General features: G+C 67.4%; 23 protein-coding genes and 1 tRNA gene. 4 read left to right on the plus strand and 20 right to left on the minus strand.

What is annotated here, in order from left to right:
* Positions 1-43 precede the first annotated feature (43 nt).
* From ACJ7VY_RS15035 to brxC, 4 genes are all read right to left on the minus strand, one after another.
* Complete coding sequence (locus tag ACJ7VY_RS15035; RefSeq protein WP_409475955.1) at positions 44-553, minus strand: RadC family protein; 510 nt, start codon at positions 551-553, stop codon at positions 44-46.
* On the minus strand, positions 553-1,509 hold the full coding sequence (locus tag ACJ7VY_RS15040; protein ID WP_409475956.1) for a DUF932 domain-containing protein: 957 nt from the start codon (positions 1,507-1,509) through the stop codon (positions 553-555). The genes ACJ7VY_RS15035 and ACJ7VY_RS15040 overlap by 1 nt, the downstream gene beginning before the upstream one ends.
* A 101-nt stretch (positions 1,510-1,610) precedes the next feature.
* On the minus strand, positions 1,611-3,365 hold the full coding sequence (locus ACJ7VY_RS15045) for a hypothetical protein (RefSeq protein WP_409475957.1): 1,755 nt from the start codon (positions 3,363-3,365) through the stop codon (positions 1,611-1,613).
* A 2-nt stretch (positions 3,366-3,367) separates the two neighbouring features.
* Positions 3,368-6,442, minus strand: a complete 3,075-nt coding sequence (brxC, locus tag ACJ7VY_RS15050; protein ID WP_409475958.1) for a BREX system P-loop protein BrxC — start codon at positions 6,440-6,442, stop codon at positions 3,368-3,370.
* Between brxC and ACJ7VY_RS15055 the strand changes: the two genes are divergently transcribed.
* On the plus strand, positions 6,429-6,695 hold the full coding sequence (locus ACJ7VY_RS15055; protein ID WP_409475959.1) for a hypothetical protein: 267 nt from the start codon (positions 6,429-6,431) through the stop codon (positions 6,693-6,695). The two genes, brxC and ACJ7VY_RS15055, sit on opposite strands and share 14 nt — an antisense overlap.
* Before the next feature lie 16 nt (positions 6,696-6,711).
* On the opposite strand, the gene ACJ7VY_RS15060 is transcribed toward ACJ7VY_RS15055, so the two are convergent.
* The 5 genes from ACJ7VY_RS15060 to birA all read right to left on the minus strand — a co-directional run bounded on the left by ACJ7VY_RS15060 (position 6,712) and on the right by birA (position 9,771).
* On the minus strand, positions 6,712-6,996 hold the full coding sequence (locus tag ACJ7VY_RS15060; RefSeq protein WP_409475960.1) for an Arm DNA-binding domain-containing protein: 285 nt from the start codon (positions 6,994-6,996) through the stop codon (positions 6,712-6,714).
* A 174-nt stretch (positions 6,997-7,170) separates the two neighbouring features.
* Positions 7,171-7,246, minus strand: a tRNA-Thr gene (locus tag ACJ7VY_RS15065).
* 42 nt (positions 7,247-7,288) lie between these two features.
* Complete coding sequence (locus tag ACJ7VY_RS15070; RefSeq protein WP_240212455.1) at positions 7,289-8,062, minus strand: SPOR domain-containing protein; 774 nt, start codon at positions 8,060-8,062, stop codon at positions 7,289-7,291.
* Positions 8,063-8,071: 9 nt separating this feature from the next.
* A complete protein-coding gene (locus ACJ7VY_RS15075) occupies positions 8,072-8,809 on the minus strand; it encodes a type III pantothenate kinase (protein ID WP_409475961.1) in 738 nt (245 codons plus the stop codon).
* Complete coding sequence (gene birA / locus ACJ7VY_RS15080) at positions 8,806-9,771, minus strand: bifunctional biotin--[acetyl-CoA-carboxylase] ligase/biotin operon repressor BirA (protein ID WP_409475962.1); 966 nt, start codon at positions 9,769-9,771, stop codon at positions 8,806-8,808. The genes ACJ7VY_RS15075 and birA overlap by 4 nt, the downstream gene beginning before the upstream one ends.
* Before the next feature lie 128 nt (positions 9,772-9,899).
* Here birA and ACJ7VY_RS15085 point away from each other — a divergent pair, with 128 nt between their 5' ends.
* Together ACJ7VY_RS15085 and ACJ7VY_RS15090 are read left to right on the plus strand one after the other, a co-directional pair.
* Entirely contained in the window at positions 9,900-10,187 is a 288-nt protein-coding gene (locus ACJ7VY_RS15085) for a hypothetical protein (protein WP_161614855.1), read from the plus strand.
* A complete protein-coding gene (locus ACJ7VY_RS15090; RefSeq protein WP_104939822.1) occupies positions 10,154-10,957 on the plus strand; it encodes a zinc-dependent peptidase in 804 nt (267 codons plus the stop codon). The genes ACJ7VY_RS15085 and ACJ7VY_RS15090 overlap by 34 nt, the downstream gene beginning before the upstream one ends.
* Positions 10,958-11,045: 88 nt before the next feature.
* Here ACJ7VY_RS15090 and ACJ7VY_RS15095 read toward each other — a convergent pair whose 3' ends face one another.
* The 7 genes from ACJ7VY_RS15095 to ACJ7VY_RS15125 all read right to left on the minus strand — a co-directional run bounded on the left by ACJ7VY_RS15095 (position 11,046) and on the right by ACJ7VY_RS15125 (position 17,527).
* A complete protein-coding gene (locus ACJ7VY_RS15095; protein ID WP_104939823.1) occupies positions 11,046-12,473 on the minus strand; it encodes an ATP-binding protein in 1,428 nt (475 codons plus the stop codon).
* A gap of 21 nt (positions 12,474-12,494) precedes the next feature.
* Positions 12,495-13,178: a response regulator transcription factor gene (locus tag ACJ7VY_RS15100; protein WP_004136763.1), complete on the minus strand. Its 684-nt coding sequence runs from the start codon at positions 13,176-13,178 to the stop codon at positions 12,495-12,497.
* 71 nt (positions 13,179-13,249) lie between these two features.
* The gene (locus ACJ7VY_RS15105; RefSeq protein WP_409475963.1) at positions 13,250-13,621 is read right to left on the minus strand and encodes a PepSY domain-containing protein; all 372 of its coding nucleotides are present in this window, start codon (positions 13,619-13,621) and stop codon (positions 13,250-13,252) included.
* Between the two features lie 186 nt (positions 13,622-13,807).
* Complete coding sequence (gene dusA, locus ACJ7VY_RS15110; protein ID WP_409475964.1) at positions 13,808-14,755, minus strand: tRNA dihydrouridine(20/20a) synthase DusA; 948 nt, start codon at positions 14,753-14,755, stop codon at positions 13,808-13,810.
* A 538-nt stretch (positions 14,756-15,293) separates the two neighbouring features.
* Positions 15,294-16,541 (minus strand): CsgG/HfaB family protein, encoded by a 1,248-nt coding sequence (locus ACJ7VY_RS15115; protein WP_409476823.1) that lies wholly within the window; start codon positions 16,539-16,541, stop codon positions 15,294-15,296.
* Between the two features lie 75 nt (positions 16,542-16,616).
* Positions 16,617-17,387 carry an MgtC/SapB family protein gene (locus ACJ7VY_RS15120; protein ID WP_409475965.1) on the minus strand — a complete coding sequence of 257 codons (771 nt, stop codon included), beginning with the start codon at positions 17,385-17,387 and terminating at the stop codon, positions 16,617-16,619.
* Positions 17,384-17,527 (minus strand): MgtC/SapB family protein, encoded by a 144-nt coding sequence (locus ACJ7VY_RS15125; RefSeq protein WP_202626457.1) that lies wholly within the window; start codon positions 17,525-17,527, stop codon positions 17,384-17,386. Before ACJ7VY_RS15125 ends, ACJ7VY_RS15120 begins: the two co-directional genes overlap by 4 nt.
* A 158-nt stretch (positions 17,528-17,685) precedes the next feature.
* On the opposite strand from ACJ7VY_RS15125, the gene pncA reads away from it, so the two are divergent.
* Positions 17,686-18,309: a bifunctional nicotinamidase/pyrazinamidase gene (pncA, locus tag ACJ7VY_RS15130; protein WP_409475966.1), complete on the plus strand. Its 624-nt coding sequence runs from the start codon at positions 17,686-17,688 to the stop codon at positions 18,307-18,309.
* Between the two features lie 9 nt (positions 18,310-18,318).
* On the opposite strand, the gene purU is transcribed toward pncA, so the two are convergent.
* The 4 genes from purU to ACJ7VY_RS15150 all read right to left on the minus strand — a co-directional run bounded on the left by purU (position 18,319) and on the right by ACJ7VY_RS15150 (position 21,754).
* Positions 18,319-19,170 carry a formyltetrahydrofolate deformylase gene (gene purU, locus ACJ7VY_RS15135; protein WP_409475967.1) on the minus strand — a complete coding sequence of 284 codons (852 nt, stop codon included), beginning with the start codon at positions 19,168-19,170 and terminating at the stop codon, positions 18,319-18,321.
* 120 nt (positions 19,171-19,290) lie between these two features.
* The gene (locus tag ACJ7VY_RS15140) at positions 19,291-20,385 is read right to left on the minus strand and encodes an NADH:flavin oxidoreductase/NADH oxidase (protein ID WP_313255117.1); all 1,095 of its coding nucleotides are present in this window, start codon (positions 20,383-20,385) and stop codon (positions 19,291-19,293) included.
* Between the two features lie 73 nt (positions 20,386-20,458).
* Positions 20,459-21,334, minus strand: coding sequence for an NAD-dependent protein deacetylase (locus ACJ7VY_RS15145; protein WP_409475968.1), 876 nt, complete (start codon positions 21,332-21,334; stop codon positions 20,459-20,461).
* Between the two features lie 15 nt (positions 21,335-21,349).
* Positions 21,350-21,754 (minus strand): acyl-CoA thioesterase, encoded by a 405-nt coding sequence (locus ACJ7VY_RS15150; RefSeq protein WP_104939837.1) that lies wholly within the window; start codon positions 21,752-21,754, stop codon positions 21,350-21,352.
* Positions 21,755-21,855: the final 101 nt, after the last annotated feature.

A 21,855-nucleotide genomic window follows, 5' to 3' on the forward strand; every position in this document is an offset into this window, starting at 1 on the left:
AAGTTGGATGGGCGAGGCGAAAGCACTGCTCGCTGCAGGTCTGTCAGACCATGCCTTGAGAGGCCATCGAGACCACCTCTTGGCTGGTGACAACGAAATGGTCCAACAGCCTCACGTCCACGGTGTCCAAGGCAGCCTTCAGCCGCGCCGTGACTACCCGATCTGATGCAGATGGCTGCAAGCTACCGCTTGGATGGTTGTGAGCCATGAGTAACGCCGATGCATTGTGTGCAAGTGCCCTCTGAACCACGATCCAAGGATGGACCTCGGCTGCATCAATCGTCCCTGAGAAAAGCCGCTCAACTGCGATGAGCTGGAACTGCGTGTTGAGAAAGGCAACCTCGAAATGCTCGCGCTGCTCACCAGCCAGATGCAGCTGAAAGAACAGCGCACTCTCTGTCACCCCACCCAGTACGTCTTTGGGACCGCCAGCCCGCCTTTCTAGGATCTTCAGCGCCCTGGCAATTGCCCTGTCCTCTCGTATTCGGATCCTGTTTTCCTCCTCGCAGGATCCGCCCCCCAATACCGACATGTTGTAAGCAAGTGCGTCCATCAGGCCACCAACTTCATAACTTCATCCCACGCGCGCTGCTTGAGCTGAGCTCCAGCACCGAACCATGCCGCATCACGGCGGTGATCATCGCTACGAGCTCGTCGATGGTGGTCAACGTACTCCGTGACGCTGTTGAGTACGCCCCAGGCCGTTGCACGGCTGGAAGGCAACAACGCGCCACGACCGCCGCCCTCATACAGGGCACGGACACTGGCCAGCGCCTGCTCGTTGACGACCTCAGCGGTGGTGCCCTGGCCTTGGTAGGTAAGCACCCGTCGCAACAGACCATCGACCGTATCGGGGTCAACTGGACGGTCGCAGAGGGCTTTCATGCGAGCCACGAAGCTGTCCCAGGTCGAGACGGTGATCCCCAACTGGCGCTTCACAGCATCCGGGTCGAACTGACAACGATGCGGGACCTTGATGGCTCCGCTGCTGTCTCCCAGAGCGATCTGCAGGGTGTTGTTGCACACCACGCGCACCGAGGTGAACTGTGCCGTGGTGGCCAACGTGCCGTCACAGGCAGTAGCAAGCAAAAGATAGCCATCCACCCGGTCACGCCCCTTCAGCGAAGTGCTCTGGCCCGTCCGAGCCATGGCCCAGAACTTCTTGCCTCCCTTGAGCACCCCCGCCGTCTCCAGTTCAAAGCCACTGTGCTGCGTCAGATCACGGTAGAACTCCAGGATCTCTCCCGGCTGGACAACCTTGAACCGCTTAGAGACGACAGCCAGCGGCTCCCTGGTATCGGAGCGATAAAGAACCTTCTGCTCCGGGAAGGAGTGGATGGCACCGATGGCATTGCTACCCGTGATGAAACGGACCTCGGAGTCCTCGATCTGCCAATCCATGCCTGCCTGACGCTTCCAGACCTCAATAGCCTGGTGCTGTTCAAGCTTATTGCCCAGACCATGCCACGGCTTAGCGCCCGCATAGGCCATTGTTTCAACCAGATGCATCGTATTTTCCTCGCTTCTTACGGCACAAACGCACAAGGCCCGGACGATGCCGGGCCTTGTGCGTATGCCAATGCAGTATCAATTAAAAAGGGTCGATGTCTTCACTGCCCGGAGACAGAGCACATCGAGCAACCGCAGCGATGATGGATGCTGCGACGACCAAAACACAGTACAGACAATCGGATCTTTCTTTCATACAGCCATAGGCTCGCACCCACCTCCGCGCGATCGGTCTCAGTCAGGCCGCGCTCTGCCAGCCACTCGATGATCTTGCCGTTGCGAGACGATTTGCTGACCGCGCGCTTGGATGCGGCTCCCCTAGCTTGGGCTCGCACCGCTTGCATGTAGGCGTTGAGAGCGGCTGCACGACCTGTGCGCGGTGCAGTGGTGTCTTCTTCCTCATCGGCATCAAGCTCGTCTTGTTCGTCGGCATCGGTGGTCTGGGCCTGCTGCAGGCCATCGATGAAGCGCGCCAACTCATCCAGGAACGCCCGATTGCGATTGAGCTGGAGGTTGAGCGCAGCTTTGATCTTGCCGTCAGAGGCTTCTTTCAGGCTGGCGACGAGCGCCTGTACCTTGGGGAGCTCGGCTGCCAGCGATCCGAAGGTGGACGCCAACGCGCCATCGCCCGCTTGCGCCAGGATGCTGTTCAGCCGCTCGCCCAAGCTCTGGACTTCTGGCACCTTGGCTTCGCGGAGCATGTTGACCGCTTCATGCAGCTCTTGCACGTAGGCGTTGCGCTGCCATGTGTTGAAATCGTCGAACCACTGAATCGGGCGATCCAGCGCCTCTGCGCTCAGGCTTGGCAGGCTGTCTTTCAGGACAAAGGTGCCACCACCCGATGCGGTTCTGAGGATGCCAAACGCATTTCGCGCCAGCTCGCGCCGGTAGTCTTGCCAGGTTCTGATGCGCAGATCGGAGGCGGGAACACCTTCACGAGCAAAGGCCTCTTTGAGGTACTGCTTGAGCAATTCGGTAGGCGTGAACATCAGCCAACTGTTGGCGTGCGCGACGCCCTGGGCAGTAGCCACCATTTCAACCAGACGTTGTTCGGCTTCTTCCAGGAAGGCGGTGTCGAGCTTCTGGCCAAGGCGGCGGATCAGGGTCGTCGTCTTACCGGTACCGGGCGGGCCCAGAATCAGCAGGCGCTTGTCGAGGGGAAGACGGAAGATCTCATCCTGGTACTGATCCAGAACAGGCTGATCGCGCAGTCCCATCTTGGTAATGACGCTGCGGCGCACGCCGTCGATGATGTTGGCCTTGACGGTTTCCTCGGCCAGCAGTTGACCCAGAAGGTCTTCGGTGGCTTCTTCTCCGGCAACCTCAGTCAGTAGCGCTCGCAACGACTCGATGGTGAGTGGGCCGAAATGCTCAGCTTCCACCACGGTGTCGCGCGAATCCCAGCCATCGGCTAGTGCGGCGGGTCGGAGTTGGGTGCGCTCCAAGACCTCGACAACGGTGCCATTGGGCAGGGTGAACTCGGCCCCGATCGCCAAAGAGGCCAAGCGACCGACCGGGGCACGGTAACTGGCCAGATTCTGGAATCCCGAAACCGGCGTGGTTCGGCAGATGTAATAGGTGCGCTCTTCGCCTGCCTCATCCACAACGACGACACGGGCGATCGCAGGCTCAGCCGCCAATACCTGATAGCTCTCTCGGTTGGCCTGACTGATCTGATCCAGTTTCTGCATGGCCGAACTGGACGTCATCGTATTGATGCTCGCCAATGCATCGGAGCCCAGCGTTCGCCCATCGTGCAGATTGCGTTTTGCAGCCGTAGCGATGCTGTCGAGCTGGGTGAGCGCCTCGCCTGCGACTTGCTCGATGTGCTGCCTGGATTCGGTAGTCAGCTCCATGCTTAGCTCCCACCCGCTCCAGGCTGTTCACCCACGACAAGAGACACTTCGATCTCGGCATACAGAGCGAGTTGAGCCTTGATTTCATGAAGCTGTTGAATCAGCGCGTCGATGTCCGCCGCCGAGGTCATCTTTACCGGCACAGCGATCGACTTGGTGAGCTTGGCCGGACCTTTCTCGCCGGTCTTGGCTCGTTCTTCCTCCATGCGCTTGCGTAGGCGTTCCTGCCCCTGGCGCTGGATGGAGCGCTTCAGATCTTCGAGGGTGCTATTGATGTCGTAGTCGCGGGCAAGCAACTTCTTGAGTCCGGCCAGATCCTGTGTGGCGGCCAGGGCGAGCCCGTCCAGCCGGTTCACGGCGTTGCCGCGTTCCTCCTGGGTGAGCTCTTCCCACTCGGGGATGCGCTGCAGATCCTCGACACCTTCCTTCAAACGCAGCTTTTGCTGATCGGAGAGCGTGATGACCGCATCGCGCACGCGGCCCTTCAGATGGGTGAGCTGCGAATTGAAATCGGCGGTGTGTTTGTAGAAGTCTTCTTTACCCAGGCGCTCTGACAAGGTTCCCAGGTCTTCGGCAAGTTCGCGGCGCAGCTCCCCTGGAACGCCGGTGTCCGGCAAGGCCTCGATGTCACGGCGATGGGCCTGAAGATCCCGAAGGGTGGCATCGAGCCCGTTGTCGAGTACGCGCTTCACTTCCAGCGCCCACTTGAGGTTGTCGTAAATCGCGGAGGTTTCGGCGCCCAGGCGCTGCGGCGCATCGGAGGCATCGGTGAACAGGACGTCGGCAATGTCCTGGTTCAAGGTGCGGATGCGGTCACTGCCCGCCAGCCCAAGGCCGCTGAGTTTTTCGGCCAAGGAGCCGTAGTCGTGCTGGAAGCGCGGAAAGTGCTTCGCCGCCGCCTTGCTGATCTCCTGCTCCAGCGGGATAACCATGTCGCCCACCAGTTCAGTGAGCCGCTCTGCCGCTCGACCGAGTGTTTCGATGGACGGGCGTTCGTCACGCAGTGCGACGCCGATCTGTTTGAAGGAGTTGTTGGTCTTCAGGGCGTCGATCGCCTGCTGCCCTGCAGCCGTGACCTCACGCCCGGATACCTTGAGCTTGATTTCACCCGCCATAAGCATGGCGGCCACGATGTAGCGCGTGGTATCGGGAGACCAGCCAAACGGATCGTTGCTGAAATCGTCGAGCAGGCGCTTGCCATCGACGGTACCGCGCTTGTCGATGTAGTCGCGGATGCTGATCATCGCCTTGTGGTCGGTCTTGAACGAGGCGCGACCGGCCACGGTTTGCACCAGGCCGAGCGGGTCCAGGGCACTGCTGATGGCAGCGGGGTTGGCGACCTTCAGGAATTTCTCGGCGGTGTCGGTTCCGGCACGTACTGGGGCTTCTACGTACCGGTCGAACACCTGGTCAGCTACGTCGGAAAGCAGCTTCTTGGCGGCATCCAACAGGTCGGCATCCAGTGCCGATACCGCCGTTGCCTGGCCACGGAAAACAAACGAGCCCGCTTGCAGGGTCTGCTTGATCTTGCTCTGCAGTTGGGTCGCGAGCTTGGCAGCACGGTCGAGCTGGCCGGTGCAGTAGTCTTTGACCTCTTGGTCAGGCTCGTTGCGGTGCAGTTCGGCGATGCGCTGACAGCGATAGATTTCGTTCGCCAGATCGTCGAGTTCGGAATTGGCGCGAGCCAGGAGCCCGATGACATTCCGGCCGGCCCGGCTGCGGGAGTCATCCAGCATCCGGTTCTTGGCGGTGTCGTAGTCGCTGGCGGGCACCAACTCGACAACGGTCTGGATGGTGCTCTGATCACCGGCCAGGCTGGTGATGGCGCTGCCGGCCTGGATCTTGAGGCCCGTTGCGACGGCCATCGTGCCGTGGAGGCTGACGCGAGGCAGCGGATCGAAGGACTCGCGCAGCGCATCGTTGAAAATGCGCTTCACGTCCACCCCGCGCAGTGCGATGGCACCACGCTCCTGCTCGATATCCCGCAGCTTCTCGCTGAGGAACACTAGGTTGCCATCCTTTTCGCCGAGCGGCACATGCACGTCGTTCAGCATCTCTTCGACAGCTTTCTTTACCGTATCGAGCTGCGATGCTGCAGTGATGGACGGGTGCATCAAACTCGCGACGTTCTGCACCGACACCGGCAGGTTACCGAGGATCTGCAGCACGGCGACGGACTTCGCAATGTCCTGATGGAGTTGCGAATCCGGGAAGCGAATCTGGACCTTGCCAACCGCCTGGTGGATGGACGTGAAAGCGCGACGAATGTCCTTCTCCAGCTCGTCGTAAAGCGTGACCGTGGTGGCCAGCCAGCCCACGGGCTGATCAGCCATTGCCTTGGAGCCGCCTTCACCTTTCAGAACATCCTGGATCACCTTGATCGCAGAGCGTAGTCCGATGCCGCCGGTGGACTTTGCGAGCGCGCCGAGCAGGTGCAGCAGGATGTCAAAGTGCGCCGGCAGGAACGGGTAGAGATTGGTGAAACTCTCTTTACTGAAGTCCGCGTCGTAGTACTTAGCGTCTTGCAGCTTGGTGTTGTGCCGCAGGGCCTGACCATGGGCATCGAACAGCTTGCCGGTTCGCACGCCGGGGTACAGAAAAATCGTCGGCACATGAAACTTGCCCTGGAGCTGGCTTTCGATGGCGCCGATGCGCATAAACGGATGCAGTGCCTCAAGGTCCGTTACCAAGAGCAGCGCGTTCTGCTGGCCCTCGAGCGGCTGCAGGGCATCCTCAAGTCGCTTCAACAGGCCGTTATCCGCCGTCAGAATGTCCGCCAGCGCCTTGTTGGTACGCGGCCAATCCAGCGGAGCGGACTTGTCCTCCATCACGCAGAGCGACCAGAACGGGTCGTCTTTGAGGAGCGCCCAGATCTGTTCGGCGATGGAGAACGTGTGCACGTCCCAGCCTTCTTGGTGCAGTTTGGCCACCCAGGCGGGCGTTTGCCGCTTCACCTCGAGGATTTGCTCTGGTGGGAAGACGAGGTAGTAAATCGGCTCGAAGCTCGCATGACCGAGCTCACGCCCGTGGCGGATGCGCTCGCGCAGTTCGTCGAAATCAGCTTTGAGTGAGGACATCGCAGAGCGCCTCCATGTCTTGTTGTTTCCAACTGATGCGGATCACGTCGCCAGCAGCCTGGACGATGAGCAACCCCTTCAGCGAGAGTCGTTTGATTTCCTCCAGCACGTCTTCGCGCGCCAGGCCAAACAGCTGCCAGTCTTCGTGGGTCAGCAGAGCGTTGTCATCAGGACGCTACGGCACAAGGATCACCACCATAGTCAGCTGCTGCTGATGACCCTCATCGCAACTGGGATTCGCAAGCCTGTCTGAAAACCAATGCGCTGATTCAAGACGCTTTGCGGCACCGACCCAGCGCACTCGTATGCCGTCGACATATGTGCCGAGAGGGCCATGCGGCGCGCTGCTCAACCGCCTCCTTGAGGGTGATCTCAGGATAGACACCGATGCTCAGCAGCTTCTCCTTACCGGCGAAGCTGTACTTCATCCTCCAGTACCTGGAGCCATTGGGCATCACGAGCAGATAGAGACCAGACCCCGCAGACAACTTGTAGGACTTTTCCTTTCCTTTGGCATTCCGAGCAGCCATGTCTGTCAAGGACTTACGAGCCATTAGGGGTACATCCTCCAGTTAGACAGTCGATGTTGCCTCTTGTACCCCCAGTTGTACCCCGATCCGACGTGGATGGTGATGGACCCCCAGGGACGCACAGGCACAAAAAAACCCGCTATATCAGCGGGTTGATTGTGCCTGCAGGACGCTTGTGGACGCCAGCGGAGCGAGTGATGGTGCCGCTTATCCGAATCGAACGGATGACCTACTGTTTACAAGACAGTTGCTCTACCGACTGAGCTAAAGCGGCAAGGGTCCACGCGGCGCACCCGCGGTGCGCCCGGGCGGCATTCTAGCGCAGGCGCGCGCACTCCAGCGCCTGCCGCTGCGCCGCGCCGCTGCGCTTGTGCAGATCCGCCGCGCTGGCGGTGTCGGCATGGGCCACGTCCAGCCACCAGCTGGCGTCGGCCTCGACCCCGTTGCCGACGATCCGCACCGGGAAGCCCGCCGCCACCAGGGTGGCGAGACGACGTTCGGCGCCTTCACGGTTGCGGTATTGGCCCAGCGCCACCGCGTTGGCGTCTTCGCCCTGGGCGATGATGAAGTAATCGCTGAAGCCGGCTTCGACGATGCGCCGGGCCATGGCCTGCGCCTCCTCGCGGCTGGCGGCCGGGGCGGTGAGCACGCGGTAGCTGGCCGCTTTGGGCTGCACTTCGCGCAGCTGCGAGCGGGACAGGTCCGCGCGCAGCGCGGCCTGCGCCGCCTGCGCCTGTTCCCGGCTCGGGAAGGGCCCGAAACTCGCGCACTGCTGCTGCGGCGACGGCTGCGGCGCGGACACGGCAGCGGCTGGCGTAGCGGCGGCGGTAGCCGCAGCCCTGGCCGCATCCGGCGCCGTGGCCGGGGTAGGCGCCGGCGTTGCAGCAGCAGCCGTTGCGGCAGCACCGGTCGGCGCAGGTACGGCCGGCGCGCCGGCGCCCACGGCGTCCATGGGTACCAGTTCCAGCGTCGCGACGCCGGTTTCGCGGACGTCGGGCGCTGTGGCCGGTGCCGGCCGCGGCGTCATCCACCACAGCGCCACGCCGAGGTTGAGGATGGCCAGTGCGACGATCAGGAAGCGAATCAGCATGGCGCGATCCTAGCGCTCCGGCGTCGCCTGGTGCACGGCCCAGCGGGCCAGCCCGTCCAGCACCAGGGCGGGCCGGTACTCGGCGTCGGGCAGCAACGGCAGCAGCGGGAGGGCGCCGCCGCCATGCACCAGCAGGGACGGCGCGGTCCCGAGCAGGTCGGCGCCATGCCGCAGGCTGCGCTCGACCAGTGCCACCGCCGCGCCGTCGCACCCGGACGCCAGCGCGTCGGCGGTGTCATTGGCGAACTCCGCGTAGTCGCCGCCGCTGGCCGGCAGCTGTGTCGCGCGCGCATGCAGGGCCTCGCGCATGACCGTGGGCGAGGCGCCGATGCGGCCACCCAGATGGCGACCGTCGGCATCCATCAAGTCGATCGTCAGCGCCGTGCCCACGCCCACCACCAGCACCGGCCGTCGCGTGGCGGCCGCGGCGAGCAGGGCGAGGAAACGATCCACGCCGAGCTTTTCCGGGCGCGCATAGGCGATGGTGACGCCCGCGCATGCCGGCAGCGTCCGCGCCACCTGCACGTGTGCGAAGCGGGCCCGCAGCAGCTCCATGACCGTCGCGGTCAGTGCCGGCGCCGCGACGCTGGCCACCCAGGCGGTGTGGCCGCGCGGCAGCGCCTCCAGCGCGGCCGCGGTCATCGCTTCGGCGCCATGCGCCCATGCCTGCACGCTGCCGGCGACGGCACCGTCGAGCGGTGCGAACTTGAAGCGGGAATTGCCCAGGTCGAACAACCAGTCGCTCATTGCGCCCTCACGCTGACTTCGCCGGCATGGAAATGGCGTTCGCCGCCGTCGATGGCCAAGCGCAGCGCGCCGTCCTCGGCCAGGCCATGGGCGATGCCCTCGTGCAGGGTGCCCGCTTCCTCCACGCGCACCGCGCGCCCGGCCAGCACGTCCATCGCCGCGTAGCGTGGCAGGAATGGCGCCAGCCCCTGCTGTTCGAACAGGTCGAGCGCCGGCAGCAGCTGCGACAGCACTGCCGCGACCACCTGGTTGCGCGACACCGGCGCGCCGGCCAGGGTATCCAGATCGGCCCAGGGCTGGGTGATGTCGGCGGCGCTGGCGCCGGGCATGCGCACGTTCAGGCCAAGCCCGATCACCGCGCGCGCCGGGCCGGCGAACTCGCCGCCGCCCTCCACCAGCAGGCCGCCCAACTTGCGACCGTCGACCAGTACGTCGTTGGGCCATTTCAGCCCGGCCGCGGCGAAGCCCAGCGCATGCAGCGCTTCACCCACCGCCACGCCCGCGGCCAGGCTGAGCCCGCCCATGCGCGACAGGCCGCCGGCGAACGCCCGCGACACCGACAGGTAGATGTTGGCGGCCAGCGGCGATGCCCAGTGCCGGCCGCGGCGGCCGCGGCCACCGGTCTGGCGCTCGGCCAGCAGCACCTTGACCCCGCGCAAAGGCGCGCTGCGCCGCAGCAATTCGCTGTTGGTCGACCCCACCGTCCAGGCGATATCCAGCGCCGCGACCGAGCCCGCCACCGCGGGGGCCAGGTGTTCCAGGATGCGAGCGCGGTCCAGCAGTTCCAGCGGCTGCGCCAGCCGGTAGCCGTCGCCGGCACGGCCGTCGATGGCCACGCCGGCCGCCCGCAGCCCTTGGATACGCTTCCAGACGGCGGCGCGGGTCTGGCCCAGTTCACGCGCCAGGGCGTCGCCGGAAAAGGCGCCCTGGCCCAGCTTGGCCAGCAGTTCTCGGTCGTCCACGACGGATCTTCTGATCGCAACAGATCGGCCGATTATGCGTGAAGGCACCCGGACCGCCCATGGGGGCTTCCAATCCGGCCGGGAAAGCAGGCTAGAATCGGGAGCTCAACCGCCCCCGGATGTCGACGATGCGCCGTACCGCCCATTGCCTGATCCTGCTGCTGGCCCCCGTGGCCGCGCATGCCGCGGAGGCGATCGACACCCCGGCCCGCAACGGCTGCACCTATGCCCCGGGCGAAGTGGAACGCGTGGCGGCACCGGCGGCGTCGGTGAGCCTGGCCAACGCCGCCCCCCCGTCGCAGCCCAAGCACGCCGTGCCGGCGCCGCAGCAGGCCGGCGGCGGCAGCGACGAGGAGATCATCCCGCGGCTGCGCGCGCCGAAGTGGCACCGGTTGCTGCCGGGTATGTTCCGCTGATCCAGTCGTTCCTGCGCCGCTGGCGGCGCCCGCCGCCTTCCATTGACGAAACCCTCTGGCGCAGCACGTGCCAGGCATGCCCGTGGCTGCACGCGCTGGATGCCGGGCGCCAGGAGCGGCTGCGCGGCCTTGCGGCGCATTTCCTGCACCGCAAGGCGATCACCCCGGTGGCCGGGCTGACGCTGGACGACAGCCAGCGCCTGCTGCTGGCCGCGCTGTGCTGCCTGCCGCTGCTGGAGTTCGGCGAGCAGGGCCTGCAGGGGTGGTCGGAACTGGTGGTGTATCCGGATGCGTTCCGGGTACGCCGCAACCACGTGGACGCGGCCGGCGTGCTGCACGAGTGGGACGATGAACTGATCGGCGAAGCCTGGGACAGTGGCCCGCTGCTGCTGTCCTGGGCCGACGTGCAGGCCGACATCGCCGACCCGCAGGCGGGCTTCTGCGTGGCGGTGCACGAGATGGCGCACAAGATCGACGTGCTCGATGGCGCGCTCGACGGCACGCCGCCGCTGCCGCGCGACTGGCAGCGGCAATGGGCGCGCGATTTCCAGCGCCGCTACGATGCCTTCTGTGCGCAGGTGGACGCCGGCCACGACACCGCAATCGATCCGTATGCGGCGGAAGCGCCGGAAGAGTTCTTCGCCGTGGCCACCGAGTACCACTTCTCCGCCCCGCACCTGCTGGAGCGGGACATGCCGGACGTGGCCGCGCACCTGCGCCGCTTTTACGGCCCCTCGCCGTTCGCTGCCCAGCCGCCGGAACGTCCGTAGGTGCGGGGCCCGCCCCGCACGCGCTTTCGTCGGTAAAGCCCCGATCGCGCCCTGAAGCGCTCACCCTCGGGCCGTCAACCGCGGCGGGTCACAGGCCCGGCGGCAGGGTCACTTCGAAACGCGCGCCACCCAGTTCCGGCGACCGCTTGACCTGCAGCTCGCCGCGGTAATCCTTGATCAGGTCCTGCACGATCGACAGGCCGATGCCGTGGCCCTGCACGCGCTCGTCGCCGCGCACGCCGCGCTGCAGGACCTTGGCGATGTTCTCCTCGGCGATACCGGGGCCGTCGTCGTCCACCGCCAGTTCCAGGCCCGCGCGCCGACCGGGCGCGGCGGGAATGGCGCGCACCGTCAACAGCACCCGGCGCCGCGCCCACTTGAAGGCATTCTCCAGCAGGTTGCCCAGCAGCTCCTGCAGGTCGCCGGGCTCGCCGTAGAAATTCACGCCTGGCTGGATCTCGAACTCGCACAGCACGCCCTTGCTGGCGTAGACCTTCTCCAGCCCGCGCACGATCTCCTCGGCGTTGGCCTCGATCGGCACCGGCGCGGAGAACAGCTTGTGCCCGGACGAGGCCGCCCGCGCCAGCTGGTAGGACACCAGGTTGTTCATGCGCTGCAGCTGCACGTCCAGCTCCTCGCGCAGCGCACCGTCGCCGGCACCGCTGTCCAGCTGCGTGCGCAGCACCGCGATCGGCGTCTTCAGGCTGTGCGCGAGATCGGCCAGGGTGTTGCGCTGCCGCTCCAGATTCTCGCGTTCGCTCTCGATGAAGGCGTTGATGCTGTCGGTCAGCGGTTCCAGCTCGCGCGGGTGCATCTCGCTCATGCGCTCGCGCTCGCCGCGCTGCACCCGGGTGAGTTCGTTGATCACGCGCTTGAGCGGGCGCAGGCTCCACTGCAGCACCAGCGTCTGCAGCAGCAGCAGGATCAGGCCGGTGACGCCCAGCCAGAACCACACCGCGCTGCGGAACACGCGCAGCTGCTTGCCCAGCGCGCGCGAATCCTCGAGCACGTAGATGGTGTAGGGGAACTCGCTTTCGGGGCTGCCGTCGCCACCCCAGACCAGGCCCATGCCGTAGCGGTAGACCTCACCCGGCGTACCGTCGATCTGGGTGATCGGCAGCGGGCCTTCGAAGATCTCCTCGCGCGGGGCGAGCATGCGTCCGCTGACGTCCGGCAGGATCGGGCCTTCGGCCGACATGGAGTTGCCGGAGTGGCCGGGCATCACCACCTGCAGGTACAGGCCGCTGCCGGGCACGTCGAAGCGCGGGTCCGGCGGTTGTTCGCGGATGTAGAGCGAGCGGTCGCGGGTGAAGTCGATGCCGGCCGCGTAGGCGGTGGCGTAGTTCTTCAGGCGCTCGGAAAGATTGGCGCGCGCGGTGCCGGCGAAGGCGGCATCCAGCGCATAGCCGGCCAGCGCAAGGAAGGCCACCAGGCCCACCGAGGCGGCCAGCAGCTGGCGCGCCTGCAACGAACGCGGCCGCCAGCGCCGGAAAAACCACAGACGGCCGTAGATCATGCCCGTACCGCGCGTGGCGGATCAGCCCTCGTTGCGTGGAATCGCGAAGCGGTAACCGCGCCCGCGCACCGTCTCGATCGGCTTCAGTTCGCCGTCCGGATCCAGCTTCTTGCGCAGGCGGCCGATGAACACTTCCAGCACGTTGGAATCGCGGTCGAAGTCCTGCTGGTAGATGTGTTCGGTGAGATCGGCCTTCGAGACCAGCTCACCGGCATGCATCATCAGGTACTCGAGGACCTTGTATTCGTAGCTGGTCAGGTCGACATTGCTGCCGGCCACGCTGACCGTCTGCGCGGCCAGGTCCAGCGCGACCGGGCCGCACTCCAGGGTCGGCTTGGACCAGCCGGCGGCGCGGCGCAGCAGCGCGTTGACACGCGCCAGCAGCTCTTCGACGTGGAACGGCTTGACCAGGTAGTCGTCGGCGCCCTGCTTCAGGCCCTCGACCTTGTCCTGCCAGCTGGAACGGGCGGTCAGGATCAGCACCGGGAACTTCTTGCCCTCGTCGCGCAGCGCCTTGATCAGCTCCATGCCCGACATCTTGGGCAGGCCCAGATCGATGATGCCGACATCGAACGGCACCTCGCGTCCCATGTACAGCCCTTCCTCTCCGTCCTGCGCGGCATCGACGGCAAAGCCTTCGCGCTTGAGCCGGGCTGCCAGGGTCTCGCGCAGCGGGGCTTCGTCTTCGACCAGAAGGATACGCATGAACTCTCCCTAGTTGCTTGGCCGGCGGTTCACCGGCATGGGTAAGCGGATTGCGGGACAACTATCGCCGTTCAGGGGTTATCGCCGCGTGGTGGCTGTTCGGCCTGGCGCGGCCCCCGGGGGGCGCGGGGCGACGGCGGCGCGTCATCCATGTAACGCACGCGGCCGCGGTCGTCCATGTACTTCACCCGGTTGATGTCGCGGCCATCGTAGGGCACGCGCTCGGCGCCGAGGATGCGGCCGCCGGTCTCGCGCTGGACGCGCCGCACCGCATCGGAAAGCGAACCGGCATTGTCGCGCATGCGGGCGCGCGGCATCTCCCGCTCGCCCCCCTGCATCTGCTGCGGCCGGCCGTCCTGCGCCCAGGCCTGCGCCATCGGCGTGCCGGCCGTGAAGACGGCCGCGGCGGCGAGGGCAAGAATGTGACGCGGAACCGGAAGCATGACGTGATCCTATCGGACTGCGGCGGATCGTTCAAAATCCGTGAAAACAAAGGCCCACGGGTTTTTTCACGAGACTTACGAAATCGAGGCAAATTCTTGATTTTTAGGGGTGAATCCGGTCTGAACCCTCCCCCTCCGCAACCGCACCATTCAGCTACATGAGCAAGATGAATACGCCCCGATGCTTCAGGCCGCACGTGCCGCCTGGTCGCGGGTGACCTGCACCGCCTGCTCGACCAGTGACCAGTCGGCGCCGGGGCGATGCGCGCCCTCGCTGAGCACCTTGCGGAAGCCACGGCCACCGGGTTGACCGTGGTACAGGCCGAGCAGGTGGCGGGTGATGTGCTTGAGCGCCAGCCCTGCCTGCAGCCGGGACTCGACATAGGGGCGCATCTGCTGCAGCAGGTCCTCGCGGCTGCGCGGCGCCGCGCCGGTCTGCGCCGCTTCCAGCAGGTGCAGGACATACGGGTCGTGGTAGGCGGCCCGGCCCAGCATCACCCCGTCCACGTGCGCCAGTTGCGCCTGCGCCGCCTCGACCGTGGCCAGGCCACCGTTGAGCACCACCGGCAGGCCCGGACGCTCGGCCTTCAGCCGGTAGGCCCAGTCGTAACGCAGCGGCGGCACCTCGCGGTTCTCTTTGGGCGACAGGCCCTGCAGCCACGCATTGCGCGCGTGCACGACCACCATCGCCGCCCCGGCCTGCACCTGGCGGTCGACGAACGCGGCGAACGCGGCGTAGTCGTTGTCCTGGTCTACGCCCAGCCGGCACTTGACCGTGACCGGGATATCCACCGCCGCGACCATCGCCGCCACGCACTCGCCCACCAGCTCCGGCTCGCGCATCAGGCAGGCGCCAAAGCGCCCGGCCTGCACCCGATCGGACGGGCAGCCGCAGTTGAGGTTGACCTCGTCGTAGCCCCAGTCCGCGGCGATGCGCGCGGCCTGCGCCAGCAACGCCGGATCACTGCCGCCCAGCTGCAGTGCCAGCGGGTGCTCGCTGGGGTCGAAACCCAGCAGCCGCTGGCGGTCGCCATGGATGACCGCATTGGCGTGGACCATCTCGGTATACAGCCGCGCGCCGGGCGCTAGGATGCGGTGGAACACCCGGCAATGGGTGTCGGTCCAATCCATCATCGGCGCGACCGACAGCCTCAAACCCTCCAGAACGTAGGGCTTATGGGGCTTGGAGGCCTCGACGCGGGGCGTTTCGGTATGCGGCATGGTCCTGGTGCTTCTACGGGTCTGCGGGGCACAGCCCGTGCGGCGGCGTGGTGCATGTGCGCGACGGGAGCGGTCGCCGCCAGGCGCCGGGCCAAGGGCGCAACATCTTACACGGGGCTTTTGCACCCACTGCTGAAGGCAACAGACAGGGTGCTGTACCTCAAACGCTCAGCCGACTCATCCCCTAAAGCAGCATAGCTGCCAGCGACGACAGCCGGCCGGTTCACGCAGCGATCCACGGACGGAGAAATCCGGCCCGGATGTCGACGCCAGCCAAACCGACCACGCTTGTACTCCGGCAACCCGGACGTGGCGGGGCAGCCACATCCCTCAGCTCAGCGGCTGCAGCCTGCACCACTTGTACGGATTCATCGTCTGGGCGGGATTCGCGTGGGCTCCGCCTGCGCCGGACCAGGCGCAGGCCCCACCGTCGCGGCGCGGCGGATGGGGCTCAGGGCGCCGACACCACCGCCGAGGGCACCCAGCCCTTGTTGCCCATCTCGTCCTCGACTTCGAGCATGTTCCCCTGGATGTTGCCGGTGGGAAACACCAGCATGCCGGTCGCCAGTTCGGCCACCGTGCCCGCCTGGCTGTTCGCGCCACTGAGCAGTCGCGCGGTGCGGCGCAGCGCGAGCGTACCCGCACCTGCCAGTTGCTTCAGCGCCAGTTGCGCGTCGGGCACCCCATCGGCGACTGCTGGCACGGCGGTTGGCGTCACCGGCAGCCCGGGCACTGCCTCGACTTCGCCAGGCAGTGGCAGCGGCAGCGACGCGGCGGACGCAGCGGCGAGCACCGGCATCACCGCGGTGGCCTGCGCGGCGATCGCCGGCGCGTCCAGGCGCGCCATCGGTTCGACCGCGGCCATGATTGCCGGGGCTTGCGGGGCCGCCTTCGGTTGCTGCCGCGCGAACACCCGGCTGCGTGGCTTCTGGATGTCCGCAACCATCTGCTCGAAGGCCTCTTCGTAGGCCTCCTGGATGACCTTGCCGATCTCGGTGTTCTCCCAGCTGCCCAGGCGCACGCCGGCGTTGCCCTGCGCATTCGACGCATTGACCATCGCCGACCACGCGCGATCGGTGATCTTCGCCTCGCCGGTCACGCTGACCAGCTGTTCGGACGTGCGTACGTCCACCAGCGTCAACACCACCTGCGCGGTCTGCTTGTTGCTGGACATCTTGCCCGCGATGCCAAGCGTGGCGACGTTGAGCATGCCGGCCATCAGGCCACGCTTCTGGCCGGACGCCGCGTGCACGCCGACATTGCTGCCGCCTGCGTTCGGGTTCTGCGACACGATGTCGGGAATCAGCACGAAGTCGGCGCCCAGCATCTGCCCTGCCCCGATGTTCTGGTCGTCCTGCAGGTGGCCCGCCCGGGCCAGCGCGCGCTCGGCCTGCGCGGCGGCAAAGCCGACGCCCCGGTCCAGGACGGAGAAGCAGCGGGAGTCGTTCACCAGCACGCGCAGTATGCGCGTCGGTGCGGGCAGGCCGTACGACGCCCAGGCCCCCATGCCGTCGTCCGGCTCGACGATGCGCAGGGAGCCGGCACTTTCCGGACACTTCTTCGAGCCCAGCGCGGCGGTGATCAGGCGCCCCCCGGGAATGATCTTCGAGATCGCGGCATGGCTGGCAAAGCTGCTTGCTCCCAGAATGACGCCAAGGACAGCCGCGATCACAACGCGGGGCCGGATTGAAGTTTCCATAATCACCACATCTCCTGATTGCCCCTTGCCGGGACAGGTATCCAGACCCTCCGGCCTGCACGACGCACGCCACGGTCAGTCGCGCGCGACCGGGCACCATATAGATTTGTGATGAATGCGTGAAGAGGGGATTTCCCCGAAAATACAAGGCATTGGTGCGCGTTGCGGGCGGCACGCCGCACGATCCCACAGCGGCGCAGAAGACCCACGCTGGACCCGCGGATGAAGCTGTCCGGGCGGATGCGGTGCGGCCCTCTCCGCCGCGCATTGGGAACCGGCGCCGCGCCCTCGTGCCCAGCCCTCGGCCAGCCCGGGCAGCTCCACCGGCACCACGCTTTCGACGCGGCCCAGCTGCTCCGCCCTGGCCAGCATCTGCGCGCGCGGCAGCGGCGGGTCGCAATCGATGTCGACGATGTCGTTGTCCTGCTCGCGCGGACGCAGGGTGATGCGCCGGACCGGCAGGCCCGCGTCGCTGGCGGCATTCTCCACCCGTGCCAGCGGCGTACCCGCCGCGATGCGCAGGCGCAACCGGCCGCTGTGCGCGCGACGGTGCAGGTAACGCTGTTCCAGCGGCTTGAGCAATGCCAGGATTGCCCACATCAGCAGCGTCGCCATGATCGCCGCCGCATAAAGGCCGGCGCCCGCAGCCAGGCCAACCGATGCCACCGCCCACAATCCAGCGGCGGTGGCCGGCCCGCGGATCACCTGCTCGCGCTGCAGGAACAGGAGGGTGCCGGCACCGGGGAAACCGACGCCGCTGGCCACCTGCGCGGCGATGCGCAATGGATCGAGCACGATGCCCGGCCGCCCCGGCACGGCGAAGAAGCCGAACGTGGACACGATCACCGCCACACCGGGCCCACGCAGACGAGCATGTGCGTACGCAGTCCGGCGGCCCATTCCAGGCGCCCGCGGTTGATGCCGATCACCGCGCCGGGCAGCGCCGCCAGCAGCAGCCACAGGCCAAGTTCCCACCACTGGATCATCGCCGCCTCCCGACCGCTTCCCGATCGCCTGCCGGCAGCCTGCCGACGCCGCAATGCAGGCCGATGCGCAGGCCGCGCGGCCACGGGTGGCGTGTGCCGCGGGCCGGCACCGCCCATCACGGCGTTACACTTCAAGGTTCCCCGCACCGGAACCTGCGATGTACGGCAATGACACCGCCCTGCTGGTGATCGACCTGCAACCCGACTTCATGCCCGGCGGCGCGCTGCCGTGCCACCAGGGCGATGCCATCGTGCCGGGTATCGCCGCACTGCTGGCGCGGCGCCACTACGCCACCGTCGTGGCCACCCAGGACTGGCACCCGGCCGACCATGCGTCGTTCGCCAGCCAGCACGCCGGCCGCCGGCCGTTCGAGTCGATCCCGCTGCACGGCCATGCGCAGACGCTGTGGCCGGACCACTGCGTGCAGGGCACCCCGGGCGCGGCGCTGCACCCGCAGGTGGACTGGAACAGCGCCGACCTGATCCTGCGCAAGGGCAGCCATCGCCAGGTGGATTCGTACAGCGCGTTCCGCGAGAACCACGGCCCGCGCGGCGAGCGCCCGGCCACCGGCCTGGCCGGCTGGCTGCACGAGCGCGGCATCAGCGAGGTGCACGTCTGCGGGCTGGCGCGCGACTACTGCGTACTGTGGAGCGCGCAGGACGCGGCGATCAGCGGCTTCCGCGTGCGGTTCCTGTGGGAGCTGACGCGGCCGGTGTCGCCCGAGGGCGACGAAGCCACCCGCATCGCGCTGATCGAAGGCGGGATCGACATCGTGGCGTGATGCCGCCGCTCAGCGGAACACCACGGTGCGGTGGCCGTTGAGCAGGATGCGGTGCTCGACGTGGCGGCGCACGGCGCGGGCCAGCACCAGCGATTCGGTGTCGCTGCCCAGCCGCACCAGCTCGCGCGGCGTCATGGCATGGTCCACGCGGGCCACGTCCTGCTCGATGATCGGGCCTTCGTCCAGGTCGCTGGTGACGTAGTGCGCGGTGGCGCCGATGATCTTGACCCCGCGCGCGTGCGCCTGGTGGTACGGCTGGGCGCCCTTGAAGCTGGGCAGGAAGCTGTGGTGGATGTTGATCGCGCGTCCGGCCAGCGCCTGGCACAGCTGCGGCGACAGGATCTGCATGTAGCGGGCGAGCACCACCAGGTCGATGCGCTCGCGCTCGACCAGGTCGAGCAGTTGCCGTTCCTGCTGCACGCGGTTGCCCGCGTCCACCGGCAGGTGGTGGAACGGCACGCCGTAGGAACCGGACAGGCTGGCGAAATCCGGGTGGTTGGAGGCCACCGTGGCGATGTCCACCCGCAGCTGGCCGCTGTGCGCGCGGAACAGCAGGTCGTTCAGGCAATGCCCCTGCCTGCTGACCAGCACCAGCAGCCGCGCGCGGCGGCGCGCGTCGTGCAGTTGCCAGTCCATGGCGTACTCCGCACCCAGTTCTGCCAGGCGTTCGCGCAGCGCCGCCGCGTCGCCGGCCGCGGCCATGTCGAAGTGCACGCGCAGGAAGAAACGGCCGCTTTCCTCGTCGCCGAACTGCTGGGCGTCGAGGATGTTGCAGCCGGCCTCGAACAGCAGGCCGGAGACACGGTAGACGATGCCGGTACGGTCCGGGCAGGAAAGGGTGAGGATGTAATCGGGTCGCATCGACGGAGTCTAGCGACGCACGAAATTTTCCGGGGAAACCAACTGGGCCTCCCGTCGCTGCGGGGCTTGCCCCGCAGAGCCCCTGCCGGGAAAGCCCGAAGTGCCCGGCGGGCCCGGCACCTACCCGAACAGCGCGCGCAGCCCGTGCGGCTGGCAACGCAGGTACTGCGGCGCGGCGTGTACCTGCGCGCCAAGCTCGGCTGCGGCGTGCCACGGCCAGCGTGGGTCGTAGAGGATGCCGCGGGCGATGCCGATGGCGTCGGCATGGCCTTCGGCCAGGATCGCCTCGGCCTGGCGTGGCTCGGTGATCAGCCCCACCGCCATCACCGGCGTGGCGACCTGCGCCTTGATCGCACTGGCCAGCGGCACCTGGTAGCCCGGCGCCACCGGAATCTGCTGGCGCGGGTCCAGGCCGCCGCTGGAGACGTGGATGAAATCGCTGCCGCGTGCTTCCAGTGCGCGGGCCACGGCGATGCTCTGCGCCAGGTCCCAGCCACCGTCCACCCAGTCGGTGGCGGAGATCCGCACGCCCACCGCGACACCCGCCGGCACTGCCGCGCGCACCGCGTCGAACACCCGCAGCAGCAGGCGCATGCGGTTGTCCAGCGAGCCGCCGTAGTCATCGTCGCGATGGTTGCTCAACGGCGACAGGAACTGGTGCAGCAGGTACCCGTGGGCGGCATGGATCTCGATCAGTTCCAGGCCCAGCCGCGCCGCGCGCCGCGCGGCCGCGGCGAAGGCCTCCACCAGCGCGTCGATGCCGGCCGCGTCCAGCGCCTGCGGCACCGGATCGCCGGCGTTGAACGGCAGCGCCGACGGCGCCAGCACCTGCCAGCCATGCGCCTGGCCGGGGGCGATGGCGCCACCGCCGTCCCAGGGCCGCGCGGTGGACGCCTTGCGCCCGGCGTGCGCCAGCTGGATGCCGATGGGCATCTTCGACCAGCGTCGTACCGCGGCCAGCACCTCGCCCAGCGCCGCCTCGGTGGCATCGTCCCACAGCCCCAGGTCGGCCCAGCTGATGCGGCCGCGGGGTTCGACCGCCGTGGCCTCCAGGATCAGCAACCCGGCGCCGGACTGCGACAGCGTGCCCAGGTGCTGGGCATGCCAGCTGGTGGCACGACCGTCATCGGCCGAGTACTGGCACATCGGGGCGATGACGATGCGGTTGGACAGCGACAGGGGGCCGAGCGACAGCGGCGAGAACAGAAGACTCACGTGGGGGTGATCCGCTTGTGGGGGGCGCCCATTGCACTCCCGCCCGGCGGGTCGATTCAACCGGCGCGGTGGATCACTGCGTCTTGGCCGCCGCCCAGCTGCCGTCGAGCAGGAACGCCAACGCCTGCGCGCATGGCTGCTCCACTTTCAGCGACAGCAGCGCGTCGGCGCGGGTCCGGCCGAGGTTGACCGCGGCCACCGGCAGCCCGGCCCGGGCCGCGGCATCGACGAAGCGGAACCCGGAATAGACCATCAGCGACGAGCCGACCACCAGCACCGCGTCGGCGCGCTGCAGGTGCGCATGCACGTCGGCCACGCGTTCGCGCGGCACGTTCTCGCCAAAGAACACCACATCCGGCTTGAGCAGGCCGCCACAGGCCAGGCAGTCCGGCACCACGAAGCCGCTGAAATCGCCCTCCAGGTCGGCGTCGCCATCGGGCGCCTGTGCTGCTTGTGCAGTCGCCCACCCGGGGTTGGCCTCGAGCAGGCGCTGCTGCAGTGCCTCGCGCGGCGAGCGCGCGCCGCAGCCCATGCAGCGCACCTGATCCAGCCGCCCGTGCAGGTCGATCACACGCCGGCTGCCGGCGCGCTGGTGCAGGCCGTCCACGTTCTGGGTCAACAGCAGTTCCACCCGGCCGGCCGCCTCCAGCGCGGCCAGCGCCTGGTGGGTGGCATTGGGCCGGGCGTAACCGAAGCGCGGCCAGCCGGCCAGGCTGCGCGCCCAGTAGCGCCGGCGCACGGCCGCGTCGGCCATGAACGCGCGGTAGTCCACCGGCGGCGTGCGCTTCCACTGGCCGTCGGCATCGCGGTAATCGGGAATGCCCGAATCGGTGCTGCACCCGGCGCCGGTCAGCAGCAGCAGCCGCCGGTGGCGGGCGACGAATGCCGCCAGCCGCGCATCCGCCGCGCCCGGAACGTGGATGCCGGCGTCATCCGGCCGCACCGCCATGGTCCGGCCCTCCGCTCAGGCCTGCGCCGGCAGCGGCGGCACCGAGGTCGGGCGCCCGTCGGCATCCAGCGCCACCATCACGAAGTGCCCGCGCGTGCACAGCTTGCGCTCGCCGCTGTGCAGGTCCTCGGCGATCAGCTCGACCTGCACCGTCATCGAGCTGCGCCCGACCTCGACCACCCGTCCGACGGTTTCGACCATCTCGCCGATGCGGATCGGCAGCTTGAAGTCCACCTGGTCCGAATGCGCAGTGACCACGGTGCGCCGCGAATAGCGCGCGGCGGCCAGGAAGGCCGCCTTGTCCATCCATGCCATCGCCTGGCCGCCGAACAGGGTGCCCAGGTGGTTGGTGTGGTTGGGAAAGACGATCTCCACCATGCGCACTTCGGTGGGCGGGACGATGCTGGGCGTGGCATTCATGGCGACGGTCGCGGCAGTAGGGGGCAGGAGCGGATGATACGCAGCGCCAGGCACCGGCGGCGTGACGCCTGCGCCCCGCCGCCCCACCCCGGCGCCCGGCC

The organism is Stenotrophomonas sp. Y-13 (genome assembly GCF_046267925.1).
Classification (GTDB): Bacteria; Pseudomonadota; Gammaproteobacteria; order Xanthomonadales; family Xanthomonadaceae; genus Stenotrophomonas; species Stenotrophomonas acidaminiphila_A.

Excerpts from the sequence above, each read along its gene's own strand:
- ACJ7VY_RS15070 (WP_240212455.1), bottom strand. The coding sequence starts at position 8,062 with ATGCTGATTCGCTTCCTGATCGTCGCACTGGCCATCCTCAACCTCGGC.
- ACJ7VY_RS15115 (WP_409476823.1), bottom strand. The coding sequence starts at position 16,541 with ATGGAAACTTCAATCCGGCCCCGCGTTGTGATCGCGGCTGTCCTTGGC.
- brxC (WP_409475958.1), bottom strand. The coding sequence starts at position 6,442 with ATGTCCTCACTCAAAGCTGATTTCGACGAACTGCGCGAGCGCATCCGC.
- pncA (WP_409475966.1), top strand. The coding sequence starts at position 17,686 with ATGTACGGCAATGACACCGCCCTGCTGGTGATCGACCTGCAACCCGAC.
- ACJ7VY_RS15085 (WP_161614855.1), top strand. The coding sequence starts at position 9,900 with ATGCGCCGTACCGCCCATTGCCTGATCCTGCTGCTGGCCCCCGTGGCC.
- ACJ7VY_RS15035 (WP_409475955.1), bottom strand. The coding sequence starts at position 553 with ATGGACGCACTTGCTTACAACATGTCGGTATTGGGGGGCGGATCCTGC.
- purU (WP_409475967.1), bottom strand. The coding sequence starts at position 19,170 with ATGCGACCCGATTACATCCTCACCCTTTCCTGCCCGGACCGTACCGGC.
- ACJ7VY_RS15045 (WP_409475957.1), bottom strand. The coding sequence starts at position 3,365 with ATGGAGCTGACTACCGAATCCAGGCAGCACATCGAGCAAGTCGCAGGC.
- ACJ7VY_RS15075 (WP_409475961.1), bottom strand. The coding sequence starts at position 8,809 with ATGAGCGACTGGTTGTTCGACCTGGGCAATTCCCGCTTCAAGTTCGCA.
- ACJ7VY_RS15100 (WP_004136763.1), bottom strand. The coding sequence starts at position 13,178 with ATGCGTATCCTTCTGGTCGAAGACGAAGCCCCGCTGCGCGAGACCCTG.
- dusA (WP_409475964.1), bottom strand. The coding sequence starts at position 14,755 with ATGATGGATTGGACCGACACCCATTGCCGGGTGTTCCACCGCATCCTA.
- ACJ7VY_RS15105 (WP_409475963.1), bottom strand. The coding sequence starts at position 13,621 with ATGCTTCCGGTTCCGCGTCACATTCTTGCCCTCGCCGCCGCGGCCGTC.
- ACJ7VY_RS15040 (WP_409475956.1), bottom strand. The coding sequence starts at position 1,509 with ATGCATCTGGTTGAAACAATGGCCTATGCGGGCGCTAAGCCGTGGCAT.
- ACJ7VY_RS15060 (WP_409475960.1), bottom strand. The coding sequence starts at position 6,996 with ATGGCTCGTAAGTCCTTGACAGACATGGCTGCTCGGAATGCCAAAGGA.
- ACJ7VY_RS15095 (WP_104939823.1), bottom strand. The coding sequence starts at position 12,473 with ATGATCTACGGCCGTCTGTGGTTTTTCCGGCGCTGGCGGCCGCGTTCG.
- ACJ7VY_RS15150 (WP_104939837.1), bottom strand. The coding sequence starts at position 21,754 with ATGAATGCCACGCCCAGCATCGTCCCGCCCACCGAAGTGCGCATGGTG.
- ACJ7VY_RS15145 (WP_409475968.1), bottom strand. The coding sequence starts at position 21,334 with ATGGCGGTGCGGCCGGATGACGCCGGCATCCACGTTCCGGGCGCGGCG.
- ACJ7VY_RS15125 (WP_202626457.1), bottom strand. The coding sequence starts at position 17,527 with ATGATCCAGTGGTGGGAACTTGGCCTGTGGCTGCTGCTGGCGGCGCTG.